Origin of the sequence: Kocuria sp. (assembly GCF_030536815.1) — a bacterium.
Lineage (GTDB): Bacteria > Actinomycetota > Actinomycetes > Actinomycetales > Micrococcaceae > Kocuria > Kocuria gwangalliensis.
In genome coordinates, this window is the sequence record NZ_JAUNPE010000028.1 from 1 (window position 1) to 23042 (window position 23042).

The 23042-nt window shown below is 64.8% G+C and carries 19 protein-coding genes; 7 read left to right on the forward strand and 12 right to left on the reverse strand.

What is annotated here, in order from left to right:
* From Q4E95_RS04565 to Q4E95_RS04580, 4 genes are all read right to left on the reverse strand, one after another.
* On the reverse strand, positions 1-1421 hold a 1421-nt coding region (locus tag Q4E95_RS04565; RefSeq protein ID WP_303382181.1), incomplete at its 3' end, for an ABC transporter ATP-binding protein.
* Positions 1422-1450: 29 nt separating this feature from the next.
* Positions 1451-2542 (reverse strand): BMP family protein, encoded by a 1092-nt coding sequence (locus tag Q4E95_RS04570; RefSeq protein WP_303382182.1) that lies wholly within the window; start codon positions 2540-2542, stop codon positions 1451-1453.
* Between the two features lie 99 nt (positions 2543-2641).
* The gene (locus tag Q4E95_RS04575; protein WP_303382183.1) at positions 2642-3895 is read right to left on the reverse strand and encodes an amidohydrolase; all 1254 of its coding nucleotides are present in this window, start codon (positions 3893-3895) and stop codon (positions 2642-2644) included.
* A 64-nt stretch (positions 3896-3959) separates the two neighbouring features.
* The gene (locus Q4E95_RS04580; RefSeq protein WP_303382184.1) at positions 3960-5075 is read right to left on the reverse strand and encodes a mannose-1-phosphate guanylyltransferase; all 1116 of its coding nucleotides are present in this window, start codon (positions 5073-5075) and stop codon (positions 3960-3962) included.
* 322 nt (positions 5076-5397) lie between these two features.
* Between Q4E95_RS04580 and sdhC the strand changes: the two genes are divergently transcribed.
* From sdhC to Q4E95_RS04600, 4 genes are all read left to right on the forward strand, one after another.
* Complete coding sequence (sdhC, locus tag Q4E95_RS04585; RefSeq protein WP_303382185.1) at positions 5398-5775, forward strand: succinate dehydrogenase, cytochrome b556 subunit; 378 nt, start codon at positions 5398-5400, stop codon at positions 5773-5775.
* A 4-nt stretch (positions 5776-5779) separates the two neighbouring features.
* The gene (locus tag Q4E95_RS04590; protein ID WP_303382186.1) at positions 5780-6265 is read left to right on the forward strand and encodes a succinate dehydrogenase hydrophobic membrane anchor subunit; all 486 of its coding nucleotides are present in this window, start codon (positions 5780-5782) and stop codon (positions 6263-6265) included.
* Positions 6266-6369: 104 nt separating this feature from the next.
* A complete protein-coding gene (sdhA, locus tag Q4E95_RS04595) occupies positions 6370-8121 on the forward strand; it encodes a succinate dehydrogenase flavoprotein subunit (RefSeq protein WP_303382187.1) in 1752 nt (583 codons plus the stop codon).
* A complete protein-coding gene (locus tag Q4E95_RS04600; protein ID WP_303382188.1) occupies positions 8121-8897 on the forward strand; it encodes a succinate dehydrogenase iron-sulfur subunit in 777 nt (258 codons plus the stop codon). Before sdhA ends, Q4E95_RS04600 begins: the two co-directional genes overlap by 1 nt.
* Before the next feature lie 105 nt (positions 8898-9002).
* Here Q4E95_RS04600 and Q4E95_RS04605 read toward each other — a convergent pair whose 3' ends face one another.
* From Q4E95_RS04605 to Q4E95_RS04625, 5 genes are all read right to left on the reverse strand, one after another.
* The gene (locus tag Q4E95_RS04605; RefSeq protein WP_303382189.1) at positions 9003-10037 is read right to left on the reverse strand and encodes a YihY/virulence factor BrkB family protein; all 1035 of its coding nucleotides are present in this window, start codon (positions 10035-10037) and stop codon (positions 9003-9005) included.
* A gap of 157 nt (positions 10038-10194) precedes the next feature.
* Positions 10195-10752 (reverse strand): 2'-5' RNA ligase family protein, encoded by a 558-nt coding sequence (locus Q4E95_RS04610; protein ID WP_303382190.1) that lies wholly within the window; start codon positions 10750-10752, stop codon positions 10195-10197.
* 30 nt (positions 10753-10782) lie between these two features.
* Entirely contained in the window at positions 10783-11832 is a 1050-nt protein-coding gene (gene trpS / locus Q4E95_RS04615; RefSeq protein ID WP_303382191.1) for a tryptophan--tRNA ligase, read from the reverse strand.
* Positions 11833-11945: 113 nt separating this feature from the next.
* Complete coding sequence (locus Q4E95_RS04620) at positions 11946-12785, reverse strand: exodeoxyribonuclease III (protein ID WP_303382192.1); 840 nt, start codon at positions 12783-12785, stop codon at positions 11946-11948.
* 72 nt (positions 12786-12857) lie between these two features.
* Positions 12858-13391 carry a hypothetical protein gene (locus Q4E95_RS04625; protein WP_303382193.1) on the reverse strand — a complete coding sequence of 178 codons (534 nt, stop codon included), beginning with the start codon at positions 13389-13391 and terminating at the stop codon, positions 12858-12860.
* 119 nt (positions 13392-13510) lie between these two features.
* Here Q4E95_RS04625 and Q4E95_RS04630 point away from each other — a divergent pair, with 119 nt between their 5' ends.
* Positions 13511-14974, forward strand: a complete 1464-nt coding sequence (locus Q4E95_RS04630) for an MFS transporter (RefSeq protein ID WP_303382194.1) — start codon at positions 13511-13513, stop codon at positions 14972-14974.
* A gap of 66 nt (positions 14975-15040) precedes the next feature.
* Here the strand turns inward: Q4E95_RS04630 and Q4E95_RS04635 are convergent, their stop codons facing one another.
* On the reverse strand, positions 15041-15940 hold the full coding sequence (locus Q4E95_RS04635) for a bifunctional methylenetetrahydrofolate dehydrogenase/methenyltetrahydrofolate cyclohydrolase (RefSeq protein ID WP_303382195.1): 900 nt from the start codon (positions 15938-15940) through the stop codon (positions 15041-15043).
* Entirely contained in the window at positions 15934-17220 is a 1287-nt protein-coding gene (glyA, locus tag Q4E95_RS04640; protein WP_303382196.1) for a serine hydroxymethyltransferase, read from the reverse strand. The genes Q4E95_RS04635 and glyA overlap by 7 nt, the downstream gene beginning before the upstream one ends.
* 281 nt (positions 17221-17501) lie before the next feature.
* Between glyA and Q4E95_RS04645 the strand changes: the two genes are divergently transcribed.
* The gene (locus tag Q4E95_RS04645) at positions 17502-20855 is read left to right on the forward strand and encodes a beta-phosphoglucomutase family hydrolase (protein ID WP_303382197.1); all 3354 of its coding nucleotides are present in this window, start codon (positions 17502-17504) and stop codon (positions 20853-20855) included.
* 32 nt (positions 20856-20887) lie between these two features.
* On the forward strand, positions 20888-21442 hold the full coding sequence (locus tag Q4E95_RS04650; RefSeq protein ID WP_303382198.1) for a gamma carbonic anhydrase family protein: 555 nt from the start codon (positions 20888-20890) through the stop codon (positions 21440-21442).
* A 70-nt stretch (positions 21443-21512) separates the two neighbouring features.
* On the opposite strand, the gene purH is transcribed toward Q4E95_RS04650, so the two are convergent.
* The coding region (gene purH / locus Q4E95_RS04655; protein ID WP_303382199.1) for a bifunctional phosphoribosylaminoimidazolecarboxamide formyltransferase/IMP cyclohydrolase at positions 21513-23042 on the reverse strand (1530 nt) is incomplete at its 5' end.

A 23042-nucleotide genomic window follows, 5' to 3' on the forward strand; every position in this document is an offset into this window, starting at 1 on the left:
CCGTGGAAGAACACGGCGATCCGGTCCGCGAGCGCGTACACCTCGTCCAGTTCGGTGGACACGATGATCACGGGCACACCCTTGTCGCGTTCGGCCACGATGCGTTTGTGGATGAACTCAATGGATCCCACGTCCACACCGCGCGTGGGTTGGGAGGCGACGAACAGTTTCAGGGGGCGGGAGAGCTCGCGGGCGAGCACCACTTTCTGCTGGTTACCGCCGGACAGCGTGGACACGGGCGAATCCACCGAACCGGCACGGATGTCGTAGCTGTCCACGGCCTGCTGCGCATTATCGCGCATCGCACCGAGCTTCAGTGAGGGCCCCGACGTGAATGCACGGTCCTTGTAGCGGTCCAGGATGAGATTCTCGGAGACGGTGAACGGACCCACGAGCCCCTCGGACGAGCGGTCTTCGGGTACGAATCCCACGCCGGAGGACAGCACCTCGCGCACTCCGCGCCCGGCCAGTTCTTGGCCCTCAAGTTTAATGGAACCGGACACGTGATCGGCCAACCCCACAAGGGCCTCGGTCAACTCCGTCTGGCCGTTGCCCTGCACACCCGCCACGGCCAGGATCTCACCCGGCGCCACGGTGAAGGACACGTTGTCGACCAGCACCACGCCGTTCTCCCCCACCACGGTCAGGTCGGTGACCTCAAGGGCGGAGCCGATGGCGTGGGCGGGTTCCTTGTCCACGGTCAGGGAGACGTCGCGTCCGACCATCAGAGCCGCGAGTTCGTCGGTGGACGTCTCGGGACCCACTTGTCCTTCGACCTTCCCGCGGCGGATCACGGTGATCACGTCCGAGACGGCTTTGACCTCGCGCAGTTTGTGGGAAATGAACACAATGGAGGTGCCGTGCTCGCGCAGCTGCCGCATGATGTTGAGCAGCTCGTCGGTTTCCTTGGGTGTGAGCACCGCGGTGGGCTCATCGAGAATGAGCACCTCCGCGTCGCGCACGAGGGCTTTGATGATTTCCACGCGCTGCTGCACGCCCACGGGAAGATCCTCGACGATCGCGTCCGGGTCCACCTGGAACCCATAGCGTTCGGAAATCTCACGGATCTTGCGGCGGGTGGAGTTCAGATCCAGCCCTACGCCCTTGGTGGCCTCTTTACCGAGAGCCACGTTCTCGGCCACGGTGAACACCGGTACGAGCATGAAGTGCTGGTGCACCATGCCGATCCCGGCGGCCATGGCCTCACCGGGACCGGAGAACGACACGGGTTCACCGTCGATCTCGATGCTGCCGGAGGTTGGTTCGTACAACCCGTACAGCACATTCATGAGGGTGGACTTGCCCGCGCCGTTCTCCCCGAGCAGGCAGTGGATCTGATGCGGTTCAACGGTCAGATTGACACTTTGGTTGGCCGTGAAACCGCCGAACTTCTTGGTGATGTCACGCAGCTCTAACTTCACAGATTCACTCCTGGTCGGGGGGTGACTACTTACGCCTTGGGCGCGTTCTCGGATTCGACCTTGACCTTGCCGTCAATGATGTCCTGCTTCAGCTGCTGGACCTCCTTGTCGAGCTCTTCGTCCACCGAGTCCTGCTGATCGTGGTACGGGGCCAGGCCCACACCTTCGTTGGCCAGGGTGCCCACGTACAGACCATTGTCGAAGTTGCCGTCGACCGCCTGGTCGACCACGTCCTCCACGGAGGTGGACATTTCCTTGAGCACGGACGTGAGGACGAATTCCTTGCCGGTGTCCAGGGTCTCGTATCCGTCGGTGTCGGGCCAGATCAGGCGCACGTTGTCGCCTCCGTTGTTCGCCTCGGTCACGGCGTCCACGGTGCCCTGGGCAGCCTGACCCGCCACGGGAAGCACCACGTCCGCGCCGTCCCCTATGAGGTTCTGGGTGACGGTCTTGGCGCGCGAGGAATCCTGGAACGAGGTCAAGAACGTTCCGTTCTGAGACTCCTTGTTCCAGCCCAGCACCTCCACGTCCTCGTTCTTCTGCTCGTTGTAGTAGTCCACCCCGTCCGCGAACCCGTCCATGAACACGGTCACGGTGGGGATGTCCATGCCGCCGTAGGTCGCGACCTTACCGGTTTCGGACGCGCCCGCGGCCAGGTAACCGGCCAGGAACGCGGCCTCGGCCGTGTTGTAGACAATGGGCTTGACGTTGTCGGCCTTAATGGACTGGTCATCCACGATGGCAAAGTGCTTGTCTGGGTTCGCCTCGGCCACCTTCTTGGTGGTGTCGGCCAGCAGGAAGCCCACGGACACGGTGAGGTCACAACCCTCCTGTGCCATGGAGGTCAAATTCGGTTCGAACTCGGTTTCGGCCTGGGACTCGGCCTCTTTCACCTGGATCTGCCGCTTCTCCTCGACCGCCTTGAGGCCCTCGTAGGACGCCTGGTTGAACGAACGATCCTGGAAGCCGCCGTCGTCGGAAACAATGCAGCCCTTGAAATCCTGGGCTTCGGATTCTCCGCCGCTGGATTCCTCGGGTGCGGCACCGCAGCCGGCGAGAACCAGTCCGGCCGCGCCGGTCAGTGCTATGGCGCTCAATGCGCGCGAGTAACGAGGGGTCATCATTGTCCTCCGGTGATACGAGAGAAGGTGCTCTTCGGGTGGGGAGGCCACAAAAGTTACTCCCCGGAAACTTTAGAGAGTCTCAGTGTAGCCACGGGATCACTCGACGGGAGTCGAGTTCGCTGTGTCGTGGAGTTCTCGCACGCGCAGGCGAATGGCGCGCAACGCGGTGGAGGCCATCACTTGGACTCCGCAGTTGATGGCCTCTTCCTGCGGAGCGTAATCGGACTGGTGCAGATCATAGGTGGGCCCGCCCGGGGCCCGGGTGCCCAGGCGCATCATGGCCCCGGGAACGTGCTGCAGGAACCACGCGAAGTCCTCGCCGCCCATGGACTGCTCCACGAGCATCACGCTGTCCTCACCGAGCTCCGCCCGGGCAGCGATTTCCAGCAACGTGGTTTCCGTTTCCCCGTTGACCACCGGAGGCACACCGCGGATGTGTTCGAGGTCCACCGTCACGCCGTACGGGGCGGCCACCTGTTCCACCACCTCGTCCAGCAGGCCGCCCGCTTGATGCCAGGCCTCGGCATCGAGGCAGCGCATGGTCCCGGCCATGAAACCGGACACCGGGATCGCATTGGGGGCCACCCCCGCGTGGAACTGTCCCCACACCACGGCCACGCCCGAGCGAACGTCTATGCGACGCGACAGCACGGCCGGAACGTTCACGGCGATCTGGCTCATGGCGTACACGAGATCCTCGGTCAGGTGCGGGCGCGAGGTGTGACCACCGCGGCCGGAGAGTTCGATCCGCACGGTGTCCGAGGCCGAGGTGATGGCACCGATGCGCGTCCCGACGTGGCCCACATCAACCTTGGGTTCGCAGTGCAGCGCAAACATCCGCGGCACCCCGTCCAGCACATTTTGCTCAATGATGGTCAACGCACCGCCGGGGAGCTTTTCCTCCGCGGGTTGGAACACCACGCGCACGGTTCCCGCGAACGGGGAGGAACGGTGAAGATCCGACAACACCTGGGCCACGCCCACCATGATCGTCGTGTGCAGATCGTGGCCGCACGCATGCATGACGCCCTCGTTGACGGACGCGTACGAGAGCCCGGTGTTCTCCTGAATCGGTAGCGCATCGATGTCCGCGCGCAAGCCCACCATCACGGGGCCGCGCCCCACGTCCACGTAACAACCGGTGGCCGAGAACCGCACCGGGTTCAACCCCACTGCCTCCAGTGCCGTGACGATCCGATCCGTGGTCCGGTACTCCTCGTAGGACAGCTCGGGGTGCTTGTGGATGTCACGCCGGAACGCAATCAACCCCGGAAGGTAATGCGAGAGCAGCGGCCCAATGGCCGGGGGGAGCCCAATGTCATCTGCGGACGGCAGCGGAAGATCCAACATGGGTTTCAGCGTACCGCTGCACGGCCCGATCTGGGTTGAGCAGCGCCGAGCACCGCAGCACGCACTACAGGACGTCCGTGTCGCCATTCTTCTTGAGCGAGTTCACCGCGTCCTTGACGCGCTGGGCGTGTTCGGCGGTCGTGACCAGGAGGGCATCAGGGGTGTCCACCACCACAATGTCCTGCACACCGATCAATGCAATCAAACGGCCGGTGTCCGAAACCACGATGCCCGACGACTCATCCGAGAGCACTCGGTTGTTCTTGCCAAGGATTGCGACGTCAGAATCGCCGCCTGGGTCCACCTGGTTCAGCCTGTTGATCGCGGCGAAGTCCCCGACGTCCTCCCACGTGAAATCCCCGGGCACCATGGCGACGTCGCCGGCGGCTGCAGCGGGTTCGGCCACCGCGTAGTCAATGGCCGTTTTGGTCAGGGTGGGCCACACCTCGTCCACCACGGCGTCGCGGCGGTCCGTGTCCCAGGCATCGGCAATGACGTCCAAGCCGTCCGCGAGTTCCGGTTCGCTGTGCCTGAGGTAGTGCAGCATGAGCCCGACCGGGGCCACGAACATGCCCGCGTTCCACGTGTAGTTACCGCTGGCCACGTATTGCCGCGCCGTCTCCATGTCCGGCTTCTCCACGAACTGCTCCACGGTGAGTGCGTGCGGTGCCCGCTCCAGACCGAGGGACTCCCCCGCCTTGATATAGCCGAAACCGGTGGCCGGCGAGGACGGCGTGATGCCTATGGTCACGATGCGGCCGGTTGCGGCGGCCTCCACGGCCTCCCGTACGACCCCCTGGAACGTCTCGGCCGGCTCCACCACGTGATCTGCTGCGAACGAACCAATGATGGCCTCCGGATCGCGGCGCGCGATCAGTGTGCACGCCAGACCGATGGCCGCTGCAGAGTCCTTGGGAGACGGCTCGAGCACCAGGTCATCGCCGGTGAGCTCGGGCAGTTGTTCTTGCACAGCACCGGCGTGGCTTCGCCCGGTCACGACCATCACGGGCCCGGCAGACAGTCCGGCGAGTCGATCATAGGTCGCCCGTAACAATGAGGACCCGGAACCGGTGAGATCCAGAAGGAACTTGGGCGCATCCGCCCGTGAGAGCGGCCACAATCGCGACCCCACTCCACCGGCGGGGATGAACGGATGGAAACGTTGCAATGGCGAAGTCACGAGCGCCAGTTTACGGCTCCCCCGGAGCACTCGCGGACAACTGCTCTCGCCCCCGGGATCCGCGGTGTGGCCTGGACCATCCCCACGGGGCAAAACGGTTAATTTAGGCACACATCCATGGCGTAATTGCGGGGTTTTTCTGCTCGATACAGATAGCGACACGTTGTCAGGAACTGCCCTGCAGGCTGGTATCTTTGAATCGAAATAGCGCATCATCCATGACAGGGCCAGCCAGGGCTCCGCTTAAGCCGTGCAGCAGCGCTAATCCCGTTTTTTCTGCAACCAGTGCGCACGACGACGAGCGACACAGGGAGGTTATTCCGTGGCGAACTCAACCAGGGGCACCCTTTACCGCGGCCAGTACGGCATGTGGTCTTGGGTAGCTCACCGTATTACCGGCGTGGCCATTTTCTTCTTCTTGTTGGTCCACGTCCTCGACACCGCGTTGGTCCGGGTATCCCCCGAGGCCTACAACGCGGTGATGGCAACGTACAAGAACCCCATCATGGGCCTCGGCGAAGCGGGGCTCGTAGCAGCCATCGTTTATCACGCCTTCAACGGCCTGCGGATCATCCTGATCGACTTCTGGAAGGGCGGCACCAAGAATCAAAAGGGCCTGCTCTGGGGCGTCATCGCCCTGTGGGTCATCGTCATGATTCCGTTCCTCATCCGCCACCTGTCGATCGTATTCGGAGGCTGATTCCGTGAGCACACCTCTCAAGACCAAAATCCAGGTCCCCCGTAGCCGGGACCTCGAGGTGAACGGTGTCAAGTACAACCGTTCCGGTGCCTCCCGCAGCAACTTCGAGATGCTCGCCTGGCTGTTCATGCGCTTGTCCGGCATTGTGCTGGTCGTACTGGTGTTCGGTCACCTGTTCGTGAACCTGATGGTCGGCGACGGCGTCCACGCCATCGACTTCGGTTTCGTGGGTGGTAAGTGGGCCAACCCGTTCTGGCAGGTCTGGGACCTGGTCATGCTCTGGCTGGCCATGCTCCACGGCACCAACGGTATTCGCACCATCATTGACGATTACGCCGAGCGTAGTGGCACCCGTTTCTGGCTGAAGGTTTTGCTGTTCCTCTCGTCGGGATTCGTCGTCCTGCTGGGCACCCTGGTGATCTTCACCTTCGACCCCTGCCCGGCCAGCGCCGATCCGGAGCTGTTGGCTTCCTTCTGCCCCGCCGCGTGATGAATCGGGCGGCGGAGCCTTTCGGCTTCGCCGCCTAATTCGTTGATCGCCCGGAACGGGCACGTTCACTCACCTCATTCATCCACATAGAAAGAGCATCTGGTATGCAGGTTCACAAGTACGATGTGGTTATCGTCGGCGCCGGTGGCGCCGGCATGCGCGCCGCCATTGAATCCGGCCAGCGCGCCCGCACTGCCGTACTGACCAAGCTCTACCCCACCCGGTCACACACCGGCGCAGCCCAGGGTGGCATGTGCGCGGCGCTGGCCAATGTCGAAGAAGACAACTGGGAATGGCACACGTTCGACACCGTCAAGGGTGGTGACTACCTGGTCGATCAGGACGCCGCCGAGGTCATGGCCAAGGAGGCCATTGACGCGGTTCTCGACCTCGAAAAGATGGGCTTGCCGTTCAACCGCACGCCCGAGGGCAAGATCGACCAGCGTCGCTTCGGCGGTCACACCCGCGACCACGGTAAGAACCCCGTGCGCCGCGCGTGCTACGCCGCAGATCGCACCGGTCACATGATTTTGCAGACGCTGTACCAGAACTGCATCAAGCACAACGTGGAGTTCTACAACGAGTACTACGTGCTCGACCTCATCATGGTAGACACCCCGGAGGGGCGCCGCCCCGCGGGTGTCGTCTCCTACGACCTGGCCACCGGTGAACTTCACGTGTTCCAGGCCAAATCCGTGATCTTTGCTTCCGGCGGTGCCGGTAAGGTCTTCAAGACCACGTCCAACGCCCACACCCTGACCGGTGACGGCATGGCCATCGCGTTCCGCGCCGGCCTGCCCCTCGAAGACATGGAGTTCGTCCAGTTCCACCCGACCGGCTTGGCCGGTCTGGGTATTCTGGTGTCCGAGGCGGCCCGCGGTGAGGGCGGCATCCTGCGTAACTCGGAGGGTGAACGCTTCATGGAGCGTTACGCCCCCACCATCAAGGACCTCGCACCCCGTGACATCGTGGCTCGTTCCATGGCCAACGAGGTTCGCGAGGGTCGCGGTTGCGGTCCCCACAAGGATTACGTGCTGTTGGACCTCACCCACCTGGAGCCGGCGCACATCGACGCCAAGCTCCCGGACATCACCGAGTTCGCTCGCACGTACCTGGGTGTCGAGCCCTACACCGAACCCGTACCCGTGTTCCCCACCGCGCACTACTGCATGGGTGGTATCCCCACGGACATCACGGGCAAGGTTTTCCAGGACTCCGAAACCACCGTCCCCGGTCTCTACGCGGCCGGCGAAGTGGCCTGCGTGTCCGTGCACGGCTCCAACCGCCTGGGCACCAACTCGCTGCTGGACATCAACGTGTTCGGTAAGCGTTCCGGCATCTACGCCGCGGAGTACGCTCGTGACGCCGAGTTCCTGCCGATCCCCGATGACGCCACCGAGCGCACCGAGGCCCTGTTGAACAACGCGCGCAGCGGACAGGGCAGCGAAAAGGTCGGCGCCATCCGCAAGGAGCTGCAGGACACCATGGATTTGAACATGCAGGTGTTCCGTACCGCTGACACCATCGAGCAGTGCCTTTCGGACATTGCCGCGCTGGAGGAGCGCTACGCCAACATCTCCATCCAGGACCAGGGCAAGCGTTTCAACCTGGACCTGCTGGAAGCCGTGGAGCTGGGCTTCCTGCTGCAGCTGGCCAAGGTCATGTCCGTGGCCGCCCTGCACCGCCAGGAATCGCGCGGCGGTCACTTCCGCGAGGACTTCCCGGACCGAGACGATGAGAACTTCATGGTTCACTCCATGGTCTACGAAGACCCGTCCTCGTCCACGGCCGGTATCCGTCAGGAGACCAAGCCCGTGATCTTTACCCGTTACGAGCCGATGGAGCGTAAGTACTAATGTCCACTGCAGTAACCGAGAACGAGAACCAGGACGTTCAGCAGGATTCATCCGCTGAAGCGATCCCCACCTACGATGTCACCCTCAAGGTGCGTCGCTACGACCCCGAGTTCGGCGAGGATGCCCGCTGGGACGAATGGCAGTTGACCATGTACGGCACCGACCGCGTGTTGGATGCCTTGCACAAGGTCAAGTGGGAGCTGGACGGTTCGCTGTCCTTCCGCCGTTCGTGCGCTCACGGCGTGTGCGGTTCCGATGCCATGCGCATCAACGGCCGCAATCGCCTCGCCTGCAAGACCTTGTTGAAGGACCTGGATCTGGACAAGCCGATCCTGGTGGAGCCCATCAAGGGCCTTCCGTGCGAAAAGGACCTCATCGTGGACATGGAACCCTTCTTCCAGTCCTACCGTGAGATCATGCCGTTCCTGGTGAACGACGACCACGACCCCACGTACGAGCGCTACCAGTCCCAGGAGGACCGCGAGCGTTTCGATGACACCACCAAGTGCATCCTGTGCGCGGCGTGCACCTCGTCGTGCCCGATTTTCTGGACCGACGGCCAGTACTTCGGCCCCGCAGCGATCGTGAACGCGCACCGCTTCATTTTCGATTCGCGCGACCAGGCCGGCGACATGCGACTGGAAATCCTCAATGACAAGGAGGGTGTGTGGCGTTGCCGCACCACCTTCAACTGCACCGAGGCGTGCCCCCGTGGCATTCAGGTGACCAAGGCCATTGCCGAGGTCAAGAAGGCGGTCTTCTCCAGCGCCCTGTGACCAGCGGTCAGTGAAGTGGCCCGGATCCGAATGGATCCGGGCCACTTTTCCGTGCGGGTTCCTGTTCCGAGAATTGTCCCGGGAGCTTCCCGGCGCGGATGACCGTTACGAACCAGGGCGGATCGCGGTGCTGCCGTCCCGATCCGCAGGACGTCCTCGGTCCTCGGGGACCTCGCCGTTGGCCGTTACCGACCCGTAGGGTTTATGCCCCCGCGAAGCGGTGGGCAGGGACGACGCCGCCACCACGGTCACCGCGCGCGACTCCCGTTCGGGTTGTGCTCGCGCGCCGCGGATATCGGCCTGCACCACGGCACCCGAGGCCGCCGCGAACAGCAGGATTTGGCCGTAGAGGTTGAACCACAGCAGCACGCCCACCAGCACCGCGAAGGAGAAAAGATAAGGATTATTCGTGGTTCGCGCAATGATCTCGCCGCCCGCGAAGCGCAGCAGCTGAGAACCGATCGCGCCCACCAGAACCGTGATCAACAGCGCCTTACGGTGCAGCTTGAGCTGCGAGACTCCACGGACCAGCGCGAAACTCATGAGCAGATCCACCACGAAACCCGCCACGACGGCGAACAGCACGTTGAGTCCGCCGTCCAGCCACGCTTGCGGTTCGATCCATCCGCTGTCCTCGAGCCAGCGCGTCACCGTCTCCACGGCGCCCGAGGCGAACACGCTGATGGCTGCGGACGAGAGCAGGAGGATCCCGATGACCGCGAGCCACGCCAGATCCCGGGGCACCGCGGCAATGGGCATTCCCGGTGCCGGGGGCAACTCGAACATGCGACGCGTGGCCAGGCGGATCCCGGCGATCCACCGCCAGGCGGTGAAGACCAAGACACCCGAGGCGATACCGGAGGCCACGGTGAACGGCGCCGTGTTTTCCAGCAGTGCCAACGGGATCACTCCCCCGCGGCCGTCACCCACGTCCAACAGGCCGGGGACCGCCTGTCCAATGCCCTGGACAAGGGATTGCTGCAGGGCCGAGTCGGAGCCCAGGATCATGCCCAGGAGTGAGAAGCCAATGACCAAAAGAGCCGTGGAGGCGAACAACAGCTGGTAGGCCAGGCCCGCAGCCATGAGCGGGCCGCCGTGAAACATGTAGTGCGTGATGATGCGCGCGGGGAAAAGGGCCATCAGCCGCGCGAACGCCCACCCCAAGAAAGTGCCCAACCGCTTGCCCAGCGGAGCGCCTTCACTGGCGAGTTGCTTCCGGACCCGAGCGAGTCTTTGATACTCCGCGGTCAGTCCACGCCGGTCGGTGATCGCTGGGACCACTGGCGGCGGGGTGTTGTCAGGGACGGTCATCGCCGGCGAATGCAATGCGTTCACGCACGTGCCATTGGCCGTTCTCGTCGCCCTCGTACAGATCGATGTGATCCACCAGGAAGGAGGCCCGGTAGGTTCGCAGCATCTGCTGGGCGCGGTCCAGATGCTCATCCGGGACGGCGTGGGCCAGGGTCACGTGCGGGTGGAATTCAAAGGGTGAGGCGGAAATCAGTTCGGCCTGGTTGAGGCGACTGTGCAGGGCCACGCAGTCCTGGTACCCCTTGTCGATGCGTAGGAACACCACGGGTGTCACGGGCCGGAAGGTCCCGGTGCCGTTGATCTCCACGTGAAAGGGCTTCCACCCCGTGACCACGGCCCGCACATGGGCCACCAGCTCGTCCCAGCGGTCTTCCCGCGCCGCGATCATGAGCGTGATGTGCGCGGGCACACTTCCGGCCACGGGATCACCGAATGAAGCGCGCCAATCCTGGAGCTCCTTGCCCATGGGTTCGGGCAACTCGATGACCACACCCGCGTAGACCTGCCCCGGTTTGACCGTGGGTGAACTGTGTTGGTTTTTCACTGGGCCTCCTCGCCTCACGCGAGTTTCAGCCTAGTCGAGGCCGCCTTGCGATCGCACACCCGGGAGGAAGCCCATGCGGTCGTAGACCGCCTTGAGGGTTTCGCCCGTTACCTCCCGCGCCTTCTCCGCGCCGCGTGCCAGCAGCCGATCCAGCTCGGCCGGGTCGTCCAGCAGTTGCTGGGCGCGCTGCTGAATGGGGTCGAGGGTGTCGGTGACGACCTCCGCCAGACCAACCTTCAGGTGGCCGTACATCTTGCCCTCGAACTGTTCCACGATGGACTCGATCGGCTCGCCGGTCAGCGATGAGTAAATGGTCAGCAGGTTGGCGATACCCGGTTGCGCCGCACGGTCGAAACGGATCACGTTGCCGTCATCGGTCACGGCCGATTTGATCTTCTTGGCGTTCTTCTTGGCCGGGTCCAGCAGACGGATCAAGCCGTTCTCGGATGCGGCCGACTTGGACATCTTGGCCGTGGGGTTCTGCAGGTCGTACACCTTGGCCGAGTTGGTCAGGATCCTGGCGTCGGGCACCACAAAAGTTTCCCCGAAACGCGCATTGAAGCGCTGCGCCAGGTTGCGTGTGAGCTCCAGGTGCTGGCGCTGATCCTCGCCCACGGGGACCTGGTTGGCCTGGTAGATCAAAATGTCCGCGGCCATCAGGACCGGGTAGGTGAACAGGCCCACCGTGGTGTTGTCCGCGCCCTGCTTCAAAGATTTGTCCTTAAACTGGGTCATCCGGGCGGCCTCGCCGTAGCCGGTGATGCAGTTGAGTACCCACGCGAGCTGAGTGTGTTCGGGTACCTGGGACTGGATCAGCAGCGTGGAGCGTTCGGGGTCGATACCGGCCGCAATGTACTGCGCGGCGGTCACGCGGGTGCGTTCGGCCATGGTGGCCGGGTCCTGCCCCGCGGTGATCGAGTGCAGATCCGCCACGAAGAACACGCAGTCGTTGTCGTCCTGCATGGACACCCAGTTGCGCAGCGCTCCCACGTAATTACCCAGGTGCAGGGAGTCCGCCGAGGGCTGTACGCCGGACACCACACGGGGCTTGGTGGATACTGGGGTGGTCTGCTCGTTCACGAGTGTTACTTCTTTCACCTAGTGCGAATCATTGTGTGTCACGGGTGACCGCGCCGCTCGGCCGGGCCCGCGGCCGAGGTCACCGAGCGGCGTCGTCGTCGGGGAATGGCGAATCAGTCGAAGGTGTAGTCGACCACGAGCGGCGCGTGGTCCGAGAACCGCGTGTCGTAGCTCGCGGCACGGTCCACCGTGGCCGACCGCGCCCGATCCGCGAGCGCCGGGGTGGCCATGTGGTAGTCGATGCGCCAGCCGGCGTCCGTGTCGAAAGCCTTACCCCGGTAGGACCACCATGTGTACGGGCCGGGCACCTCACCGGCCAGGGAACGAGCCACGTCCACGTACCCGAGGTCGCCGAAGAAACGATCGAAGTAGGCGCGCTCCTCGGGGAGGAAACCCGCGTTCTTGACGTTGCCCTTCCAATTCTTGATGTCCAGTTCCGTGTGACCCACGTTGAGGTCTCCCACGATCAGCGCGTGGTCGCTGTGCGTGGCCAGCGCCGGGAGCCGCTCGATCATGAGGTCCAGGAACTTGTACTTGTCCACCTGGCGCGGGGTGTCCACCTCCCCGGAGTGAACGTAAGCGGATACCAGGGTCAGGGTTTCACCGTTGGGCAGCGTGATGTCGTTCTCGACCCAGCGACCGGAGTCGGCAAAGTACGCGTCGCCGATCCCGCCGCGTGTGGCCACGGGCAGCAGGGATCCGTCGAATGCGTCGCGGCGCGTGGCGATGGCGACACCGGCGCGTCCCTTGGCGGACGCTTCCGCGTGGTGGATGTGCCAGATGTCCTCATCGAGCAGGTCACGGGTGATCCTGTCCGGGGCGCGGACTTCCTGTAAGCACAGCAGGTCCACGGTGCGCCCTTGCAACCAGTCGGCCATGCCGCGGCGGTAGGCGGCGCGGATGCCGTTGACGTTGACGGTGGCAATGCGGATCGTGGACGCGGAATCAGCCATGAAAGATCAGTACCTCGCTGTGGAAGAACTCGGCGTGGGAAAACTCGTCGAGAGAAGAGTGGAAGGGGTGGTTCAGTCGATCACGGTACCGTCGACCGGCTTGGACGATTCCTTGAGGCTGTTGAGCCCGTTGGCCGCGGTCATGTCGATGGTTTCCAGGGCCCGGCGCACCGTCTCCGCATCCGGGTCGGTCTCGGCCAGTTGTTCCTTGACCACCTTGGACTGCACCAGGATGACCTGCATGCCGTGGGCAAGTTTCTGGTCGCGCAGTGACTGCCCCGAACCGGCTTGACCACCGGCCACCGGTGCCCGACCGTGTTGAGCTTCAAATTGCTCTTGCACCTGTTTGACCTGGTCACGGCCGTACCGGGCCGCCTTACGGACCATGGACAACGCCCATACCGCCAGCATGAGCCATCCCAGGGCGATACCCGCCAGGATCCACCCGAGTACCGAGTTGGTGTTGGCCGCCTGCAGCAGAGCCACGGCAAAAATGATCACCAGGACAGCCAGCCCAATGATGGTGCCCCAGAAAGCACCGCGAGTGCGCTTGGCGGTCTGCGGGTCTACCGTGAACTGGGCTTGTGATGATCCAATCGGCTGCATGAGCCATATTGTCTCAAAGACCACCCCCGCGCACGAATCGAACGGTGGCGCGTACCCGTTCGTCTCAGCCACCGACCCGGCCGTGGTCTCCGCAGCGATTATGGGGTATCAAGGATCGAGTGAGCAGCTCCCACCCGACCCCAGCGCCCCCGCCCTTGACCCCGCACGAGCGCAGCAAGATCCTGTGGGTGCTCCTGGTCCCCCTGTTCATGGCGCTGGTCAGTGTGTCCATCGTGAACGTCGCGCTACCCGCGATCCAAGCCGATCTGCACGCCAGTTCGTCCGCGCTGCAGTGGGTTCTCACGGGTTTTGCGCTGGCCTTCGGCGTGCTGCTTGTCGCGAGTGGCCGCGCCGGTGACATCTTTGGCCGCCGCAAGCTCTTCATGGCGGGAATCGTGGTGTTCGCCCTGGCGTCTCTGGTGTGCGGGCTGGCGCCCAACACCACCGTGCTCAATATTGGGCGGGTGGCTCAGGGGTTGGGTTCCGGGTTGATCAATCCGCAGAGCGTGGGGATGATCCAGCAGTACTTCCACGGCCCCGCCCGCGCCAAGGCCTTCGGGATGCTCGGTGCGGTGGTGGGCGTTGCGGTAGCCATTGGCCCCGCGTTCGGTGGCTTCCTGATCGGCGCCCTCGGAGACGGCCCCGGCTGGCGGGCCACTTTCCTCATCAACGTGCCCACGGCCGCAGTGGCCCTGGTGTTGGCCGCACTGTGGCTGCCGCGACAGAACCGTAAGCCTGGCCGGGTGGACATGGACCCCGTGGGAGTCGTCTTGTTCGGTCTGGGGATCCTCGCCTTGCTGTTCCCGTTCGTGGAATCCCGGCTTGGTCCGCTCGTCTGGCTGTCCTTGCTGTTGGGCGCCCTCCTGTTGTTCCTCTGGACCCGGTGGGAGGCGCGCTACAAGACCCGCGGCCGCGAGCCCATGGTGGATCTGGACCTGTTCCGGATCGCCAGCTTCAGCTACGGCACGGCGCTGATCACCGTGTACTTCCTGGGCATGACCAGTGTGTGGGTGGTGCTGGCCATGTATGTGCAACAGGGGCTGGGCCGCACCGCATTCGAGGCCGGCATGTTGAGCCTGCCCGCGGCTCTGATGTCCGCGGTGGTGGCACCGATGGCCGGGCGTGGCGTGCTCCGCTACGGCCGTCGAGTCATCCTGGCCGGTATTGCCTGCGCTGTCACGGGGTTGCTGACGACCATTGGCGTGCTCTACGGCGTGGTGCACTTCGACTGGAACATTGCCTGGCTGTATCTCACGCTCGTCCTGGTGGGCGTGGGCCAGGGTTCCGTGATGCCGCCCAATCAGACTCTGAGCTTTTCGGAGGTGCCCCTCAGATTCGCCGGCGCCGCCGGTGGCGTGATGCAGACCGGGCAGCGCGTGGGCACCGCGGTCGGCACCGCCGTGATCACCGCCGTGGCCTTCGGCGTGCTCGCCCGTTCGGACTGGGACACGGCCTTCACCACGAGTTTCCTGGCCATCGTGGGGGTCCTGGTGGTCGCATTCGTGATCGCGTTGGTGGACCACAAGCGCCCCAAACCACCCGGAACCACCACGGACCCCGTCCAGCAGATCCCCACCGAATAGCAAGACCGACGCCGCGCTGCCCGGGTGGGCGGCGCGGCGTCGTCGTTGCGTGTGGGCGGGACTGCGCTACGTGAGGATGCCCTCGGCTCGTTCGCAGGACTCGACCACGTTGACCAGCAGCATGGCGCGGGTCATCGGTCCCACTCCCCCGGGGTTGGGGGAAAGCCACGAGGCCTTCTGCGCAGCGGCGGGATCAATGTCACCGGTCAGCTTCTTCTTACCGGTCTCGGGGTCCTCGACGCGCGAGACCCCCACGTCCAGGAGCACCGCGCCGTCCTTGATCTGCTCGGCCCGGATCATGTGCGGGCGGCCGGCTGCGGCCACCACCACGTCCGCCTGGGCCAACAGCTCACCCAGGTTCTGCGTGCCGGTGTGCGCCAAAGTCACCGTCGCGTTGATCTCGCGGCGGGTCAGGAGCAGGCCGATCGGGCGGCCCACGGTCACACCGCGCCCCACGACCACCACGTGTTTGCCCTTGAGCTCCACGCCGTGGCGTTCGAGCAGTTCGACAATACCGGCGGGGGTGCACGGCAAGGGTGAGGTCATGGGCTCGTTGACGTTGAGCACCAGACGCCCCAGGTTGGTGGGGTGGAGCCCATCCGCGTCCTTGGCCGGATCAACGCGTTCGAGAATCGCGTTCGTGTTGATGTGGTCCGGCAGCGGCAACTGCACGATGTACCCGGTGCACGCGGGGTCCTCGTTCAGCTCGTCAATGACCTTCTCGAGATCGGCCTGCGAGACGTTCGCGGGCAGTTCCTTGCGGATCGAGGAAATCCCCACCTGCTCGCAGTCGCGATGCTTGCCCGTCACGTAGGAGTGCGACGCCGGGTCGTCACCAACCAGCACGGTAGCCAGTCCCGGGACGTGTCCCCTGTCGGTCAGCACCTTCACTCGGTCGGCGAGTTCGGACTTGATGGCGGTGGCGGTGGCCCGCCCGTCCAGGATCCGTGCGGTCACACTCACCATTCCTCGAGGCCGGGGTACAGCGGGAACTGCTCGGCCAACGCGTCCACGCGGGCGCGCAGTGCATCGATGTCCGCGCCGGGCTTGAGGGCGCTGGCAATGATGTCAGCGACCTCCTCGAATTCCTGGGCACCGAATCCGCGGGTGGCCAGCGCGGGGGTGCCGATGCGCAGACCCGACGTGGTCATGGGCGGGCGGGGGTCCCACGGAACGGCGTTGCGGTTCACGGTGATGCCGGCCTGGTGCAACAGGTCCTCGGCCTGCTTACCGTCCAACTCGGAGTTGCGCAGATCCACGATAACCAGGTGCACGTCCGTGCCGCCGGTCAGCACGGACACCCCGTGCTCGGCAACATCGGAGGCGTTCAGGCGCTCGGCCAGGATCTGGGCGCCCTCAATGGTGCGGCGCTGGCGCTCGGCGAAGTCCTCGGTCGCGGCGATCTTGAACGCCACAGCCTTGCCGGCGATCGCGTGCATGAGCGGCCCGCCCTGCTGGCCCGGGAACACGGCGGAGTCGATCTTCTTCTTGAACTCCTCGGTGGACAGGATCACGCCGGAACGAGGACCCGCCAGGGTCTTGTGCACGGTGGAGGTGGTCACGTGGGCGTGGGGCACGGGGTTGGGGTGCAGTCCCGCGGCCACCAGACCGGCGAAGTGTGCCATGTCGACCCACAGCTTGGCGTCCACCTCGTCCGCGATGGCACGGAAGGCTTCGAAGTCCAACTGCCGCGAGTACGCGGACCAGCCAGCCACGATGACCTTGGGGCGGGCCTCGAGTGCTGTTTCGCGCACCTTGTCCATGTCGATGCGGTAGCTGTCCGGATCCACCTCGTACGCGGCAATGTTGTAGAGCTTGCCGGACACGTTGATCTTCATTCCGTGGGTCAGGTGACCACCGTGTGCCAGGGACAGTCCCATCAAGGTGTCGCCGGGCTGCATGAGCGCAGCCATCACGGCGGTGTTGGCCTGGGCACCCGAGTGCGGCTGCACGTTGGCGTGCTCGGCGCCGAACAACTGGGTGGCGCGATCGCGAGCCAGATTCTCCACCACGTCCACGAATTCACAACCGCCGTAATAGCGGCGGCCCGGATAACCCTCGGCGTACTTGTTGGTGAGCACGGAGCCCTGCGCCTCGAGGACCGCGCGCGGTGCGAAATTCTCGGAGGCGATCATTTCCAACGTGGAGCGTTGCCGCCCCAATTCTTGCTCGATGGCCCGTGATACGTCCGGGTCCACCTCCGACAGTGGCTGATTGGTGACTGACTGTCCCAGGGATTCCGTCATGCTCCACCTTCTTTTGGCGCGGGAGGGGTCGCGTCCAGCATAGCGCCGAGGTCCGTTCGCATTGAGTGCGGTGCACATGTGTGTAAGAAACCACGTTATACCCACTGGTACCTATCGCGGGATGCTCGTAGACTTGAGAGGTTGCCTAGCACGCCGACGTGAGGAGCACACTGTTTGCGGGCTACTTTTTATTTAACCGTGACGAGTGTTTCCTTAACACGTTCCTGACCCCCAATTCATCAGCTCGGATCGACTCCGATCCGTCAAGGAGACACTGCGCTGTGAACGTTCTGCCCACCGCCCCGTTCACCGCTTCCATGCCCCGGATCACGGAGGACCACGCTCCTTCGGCCCCGGTGGATGTGCTGCGGACCCGCTACTCAGCCGTCATCTTCGACATGGACGGTGTGGTCACGGACACGGCCAGCGTGCACGCCCGCGCGTGGCAACAACTCTTTGACGCCATTTTGCTAGATGAGCGCCTCCAGCCGGCGGAACCCGGCGGCCAGATCGACCGCTCTGCCTTTGACGTCCTGGGTGAATACCGTACCTACGTGGACGGACGACGCCGCGAGGACGGCGTTCGTGCGCTGCTCGCGGCCCGCGGTGCCATGCTGCCCGAGGCCCGCAATGCCGAGGAACCCCAGGCCGGTGACTGGACCGTGCAGGGGCAAGCCGCCACCAAGGACGGTTTCTTCCATGCCGAGCTCAAGGAGCACGGTGTCCGGGTGTTCCCGCGCACCGTGAAGCTCATCGAACGCCTGCAGACCGCCGGGGTCCCCGTGGGTCTGGTCACCGCCAGCCGCAACAGCGGCGTGGTCCTCGCCGCGGCGGGTCTGTCGGAGATCTTCGATGAGATCGTGGACGGCAACATGGCCGCCCAGCAGAACCTTCCCGGCAAGCCGGCACCTGACACGTTCCTGGAATGCGCCCGTCTGTTGAACGTCCCGGCGGAAAACTCCGTGGTCGTCGAAGATGCCGCGGCCGGAGTACAGGCCGGTGTGGCCGGTGGCTTCGGATTGGTCGTGGGCATCAACCGTGACAGCGCCCGCGATCGGCTCTACCGCGCAGGCGCCCACGTGGTGCTCAACGATGTCGGCGAACTCGACCTCGGTGCACTGCGTGATGATCCGTGGACCCTCGCATTCGAAGGCTTCGACCCCGCGAACGAGCCCCGTCGCGAGGCCCTGTTGACCCTGGCCAACGGCTATATGGGTGTCCGCGGGGCCGCCAGTGAATTTCCCGCGAACGACGTCCACTACCCCGGCACCTACCTGGCCGGTGTGTTCAATCGGGTGCAGAGCAACCTCAACGGCCGTGACGCGGAGCACGAGTCCATGGTCAACACCCCCAACTGGTTGCACCTGGACCTGCGCTTCGCGGAGGGTGAATGGTGGTCCGAGGGCGGCATGCGCCCCTCCAAGGAACACGTGGCCCTGGACCTGAGGCGCGGTCTGTTGACCCGTACGCTGACGCTCAGCGATCACGAGCCCAGCCCCGACGGCACGACTCGCAGCCTCGACGTGGTGCAGCGGCGACTCGTGTCCCTGCGCTACCGCCACCTGGGTGCGCAGGAAACCACGCTGATCCCCCGGAATTTCTCCGGCCGGCTCCACGTGCGAACCGGTATTGATCCCACCGTGACCAACAGTGGCGTGGCCGAGTACAAGGAACTCAACGCCCACCACCTGATGTTGCTCGAATCCACCACCCTGCCGGACGAGCACGAAACCTTGCTCTCCCTGGTGCGCACGACCCAGTCGAAGATCGAGATTGCCATGGCTCAGCGCACCCGGGTCGAGAGCGACGTCCCGAGTAGCGAACGCCGAGAGGTGCGTCCCGGTGGCATTGAATTTCGCCGCCACCTGCTCCAAGTCTCCGCGGACCGGCCCGTGGTCATTGACAGCACCACGGCCGTGGTGACCAGCCGCGACGCCGCCATCAGCTCCCCCCGCGGAGGCGCGCTGTGCGAGCTGGACCGCAACCCCTTCGGTGTGCGCAAACTGCTGGCCTCGCATGAAATCGAGTGGGCCAGGTTGTGGGACCGCTACGAGGTCACCCTGGACGCCGCTGAGGACACGGCCGAATCCCGCGGCACCCAGCTGGCCGTGCGCGCCCACCTGTTCCACACCGCCCAGACCCTGGCACCCCATTTGTTATTACGCGATGCGGGTGTCCCGGCGCGCGGTTTGCACGGCGAGGGGTACCGCGGCCACATCTTCTGGGACGAGTTGTTCATCCTCCCCGTGGTGAACATGCGTCACCCCCACGTGACCCGGTCGCTGTTGTCCTACCGGTGGCGGCGACTGGCTATGGCACGCCACCGCGCCCAGGAGTTCGGCTTGTACGGCACGGCGTTCCCGTGGCAGTCCGGCTCCGACGGCAGCGAGGAAACCCCGCCGGAGCTCTACAACCACCATTCCCGCCGCTGGCTGCCGGACAACTCCTGGCGTCAGTTCCACGTTGGCCTTGCCATTGCGTACAACGCGTGGGTGTACTACGAGTCCACCGGTGACATCGACTGGCTCTCCGGCCACGGATCCGAATTGATCATTGGCATCACCCGCTTGTTCGCTTCCCTGGCCGAGTACGACTCCCACGACGGCAAGTACCACATTGCCGGTGTGATGGGTCCGGACGAATACCACGACGGCCCCGCCGGCCAGCATGGCGGCGGCCTCAAGGACAACGCCTACACCAACGTGTTGGCCTCGTGGTTGTTCCGGCACTCGGCCCACATCTTCAACGACATGGTCGAGCACCAGCGCGAGGAACTCGAATCCCGCTTCGAGATCTCCAGCCAGGAGGTGCAGACCTGGTTGAACATGGCCAAGAACATGTACGTTCCGTTCAATGCCGACGGCACGATTTCGCAGTTCGAGGGCTACGACGGGTTGGCCGAGCTGGACTGGGATTTCTATCGCACCAAGTACCACAACATCGGCCGGTTGGACCTGCTGTTGGAGAACGAGGGCGACCTCACCAACAACTACAAGCTGACCAAGCAGGCGGACACCATCATGCTGGTGTACCTGCTCGGCCCCGAAGGTGTCATCGAAGAGCTCGCGCGCATGGGGTACACGATCGATCATGACACCGTTCAGCGCACGGTCGATCACTACATTGCCCGATCGTCCAACGGCTCGTCCTTGTCCCGCGTGGTCAACGCCGCGGTTCTGGCTTGGCTGGACCCGGATCGTTCCTGGGGCTCGTTCCAGGACGCGCTCATGGTCGACCTGGACGACACTCAGGGCGGCACCACCGGCGAGGGCATTCACCTGGGTGCCATGGCGGGTTCCGTGGACGTGATCACCCGCGCCTACGCCGGGTTGCGCGTGCGCGGGGACTGGTTGGAGTTCCGCCCCACGCTGCCCCGGGAGTTGCAGGCCGTGGATTTCACGGTGCTCTACCGCGGACAGGTCATCGAGGTCTCCATCGACCAGGACATCCTGGAGCTGGAGGGCACCTCGTCCAAGGCGGATCCCGTGACCATTCACGTGAACGGCGCGGAGTACGTGCTCAAGGGTGGCCAGAAGATCTCCGTGTCCTTGAAACACCGTGCGTCCCGGCGACCCGAAAAGGCCCTGGCCCGGCTCCGCCGCCAGTCCGTGTCGGGTGATAACGACAACGACTGATCCGGTGTGCGCCGGCGGATAAAATATGGTCCATGACACACAGTGAACCCGCCGGTGCGGTATCGCGCATCCTTCTCCCCTACAACGGCCATGAGCCGCAGATCGCCCGGACCGCATTCATTGCGCCCAACGCCACCCTGATCGGTGACGTGGAGATCGGCGAGGGAGCGGGTGTTTTCTACGGTGCCGTGGTGCGCGGTGACCGTTCTCCGTTGCGCCTGGGCGCGGATTCGAATCTCCAGGACAATGTGTCCGTCCATTCCGATCCCGGTCATCCTTGCACCATTGGCGAACGCGTGAGCGTTGGCCACGGCGCCGTGGTCCACGGGTGCACCCTGGAGGACGAAGTGCTCGTGGGGATGAACGCCACGGTGCTCAACGGCGCGGTGGTCGGTACCGGCAGTCTCATTGCGGCCGGTGCCGTGGTGCTGGAAGGCACGCGGGTGCCCCCGGGTTCATTGGTCGCCGGTGTTCCCGGGAGGGTCCGCCGGGAACTCACCGCCGAGGAGCGCTCGGCCGTGCGTGAGAACGCCGAACACTACATCGAGCTGTCCCGGGAACACCGCGCGATCAACGGTCAGCAATAACCCGCGTACCAGGAGCCTTGGAGGTCCGGCGGGCTCGGGCGAGCCGACTGCTCAGCTGACAACCTGTGCCTCAGTGGAAGAAGTGGCGCGCCCCGGTGAAGTACATGGTCACACCGGCCGCCTGCGCCGCGGCAACAACCTCTTCGTCGCGGATGGATCCGCCCGGCTGGACCACCGCGCGCACCTCGGCGTCCAACAGCACCTGCAGGCCGTCCGCGAACGGGAAGAACGCGTCCGACGCCGCCACGGCGCCGCGGGCGCGCTGGGTGCCGTCCTCGGCGAGCGCGTTGGCGCGTTCGACGGCCAGTTTGCAGGAGTCCACGCGATTGACCTGGCCCATGCCGATACCCACGGACGCCCCGTGATCGGCCAGCAGAATGGCGTTGGACTTCACCGCGCGCAGCGACCGCCACGCGAAGTCGAGGTCGGCCAGGGTCTGCTCGTCGGCGGGTTCACCGGCGGCCAGGGTCCAGCTGGCGGGGTCGTCACCGGGTGCGTTCAGGCGATCGGCCTGTTGGAAGAGGGCTCCGCCGGACACGGCACGGTACTCCAGCGGGTCACGCCCGAAGCCCTCCGGGAGCTCGAGCAAGCGGATGTTCTTCTTGGCCTGCAGGATCTCCAGGGCTGCGGGTTCGAACTCCGGTGCCACGACGACCTCCGTGAAGATGCCCTTGAGGGTCTCGGCCATCTCTGCCGTCACGGTGCGGTTCGCGGCCACCACACCACCGTAGGCGGACAGGGGGTCGCACGCGTGAGCTTTGCGGTGGGCATCGGCAATGGGGTCCGCGGCGTCCGCCGATGCCACGGCCACACCGCACGGGTTGTTGTGCTTGACCACGGCCACGGCCGGCTGGTCGTAGTCGTAAGCGGCGCGCAGTGCGGCGTCGGCGTCCACAAAGTTGTTGTAGGACATGGCCTTGCCGTGCAGCTGCTCGGCCTGTGCGATTCCCGGCGAGGCGGCGTCGTCGACGTAGAGCGCGGCCTTCTGGTGGGGGTTCTCGCCGTAGCGCAGGGACGCGGCGCGCTGGAACGCCAGACCGGCGTAGGGCGGCCAGAAGTTCGCGTCCGTGTCGGTGTCGAATTGTTGGGCGGTCCACGTGGCCACAGCGGTGTCGTAGGCGGCCGTGTGTGCGAACGCGGTCGCGGCCAACTTGCGGCGAGCGGCGAGATCGTAACCGCCTCCCCGCGCGGCATCGACCACGTCCGAGTAGCTTGCGGGGTCCACCACCACGGATACGGCCGCGTGGTTCTTGGCGGCGGCACGCACCATGGACGGGCCGCCGATGTCGATCTGCTCGACCACGTCGTCCTGGGCCGCACCCGAACGCACGGTGTCGACGAACGGGTAGAGGTTCACGACCACCAGGTCGAAGGGCTCGATCCCGAGCTCCGCCAACTGGTCGGTGTGCTCCTGCTTGCGGCGATCAGCCAAGATCCCGGCGTGCACCCGCGGGTGCAGGGTCTTGACGCGCCCGTCCAGGCATTCCTGGAACCCGGTGACCTCGGAGACCTCGGTGACGGGCACACCCGCTTGGGAGATCCGCTGCGCCGTGGAACCGGTCGAGACGATACTCACCCCGGCCTCGTGCAGGCCGCGCGC

Bases quoted from the DNA above. Each gene is read 5' to 3' on its own strand.
- Q4E95_RS04570 (WP_303382182.1), bottom strand. From the start codon at position 2,542: ATGACCCCTCGTTACTCGCGCGCATTGAGCGCCATAGCACTGACCGGC.
- Q4E95_RS04575 (WP_303382183.1), bottom strand. From the start codon at position 3,895: ATGTTGGATCTTCCGCTGCCGTCCGCAGATGACATTGGGCTCCCCCCG.
- sdhA (WP_303382187.1), top strand. From the start codon at position 6,370: ATGCAGGTTCACAAGTACGATGTGGTTATCGTCGGCGCCGGTGGCGCC.
- Q4E95_RS04600 (WP_303382188.1), top strand. From the start codon at position 8,121: ATGTCCACTGCAGTAACCGAGAACGAGAACCAGGACGTTCAGCAGGAT.
- Q4E95_RS04605 (WP_303382189.1), bottom strand. From the start codon at position 10,037: ATGGCCCTTTTCCCCGCGCGCATCATCACGCACTACATGTTTCACGGC.
- Q4E95_RS04620 (WP_303382192.1), bottom strand. From the start codon at position 12,785: ATGGCTGATTCCGCGTCCACGATCCGCATTGCCACCGTCAACGTCAAC.
- Q4E95_RS04625 (WP_303382193.1), bottom strand. From the start codon at position 13,391: ATGCAGCCGATTGGATCATCACAAGCCCAGTTCACGGTAGACCCGCAG.
- Q4E95_RS04635 (WP_303382195.1), bottom strand. From the start codon at position 15,940: ATGGTGAGTGTGACCGCACGGATCCTGGACGGGCGGGCCACCGCCACC.
- glyA (WP_303382196.1), bottom strand. From the start codon at position 17,220: ATGACGGAATCCCTGGGACAGTCAGTCACCAATCAGCCACTGTCGGAG.
- Q4E95_RS04650 (WP_303382198.1), top strand. From the start codon at position 20,888: ATGACACACAGTGAACCCGCCGGTGCGGTATCGCGCATCCTTCTCCCC.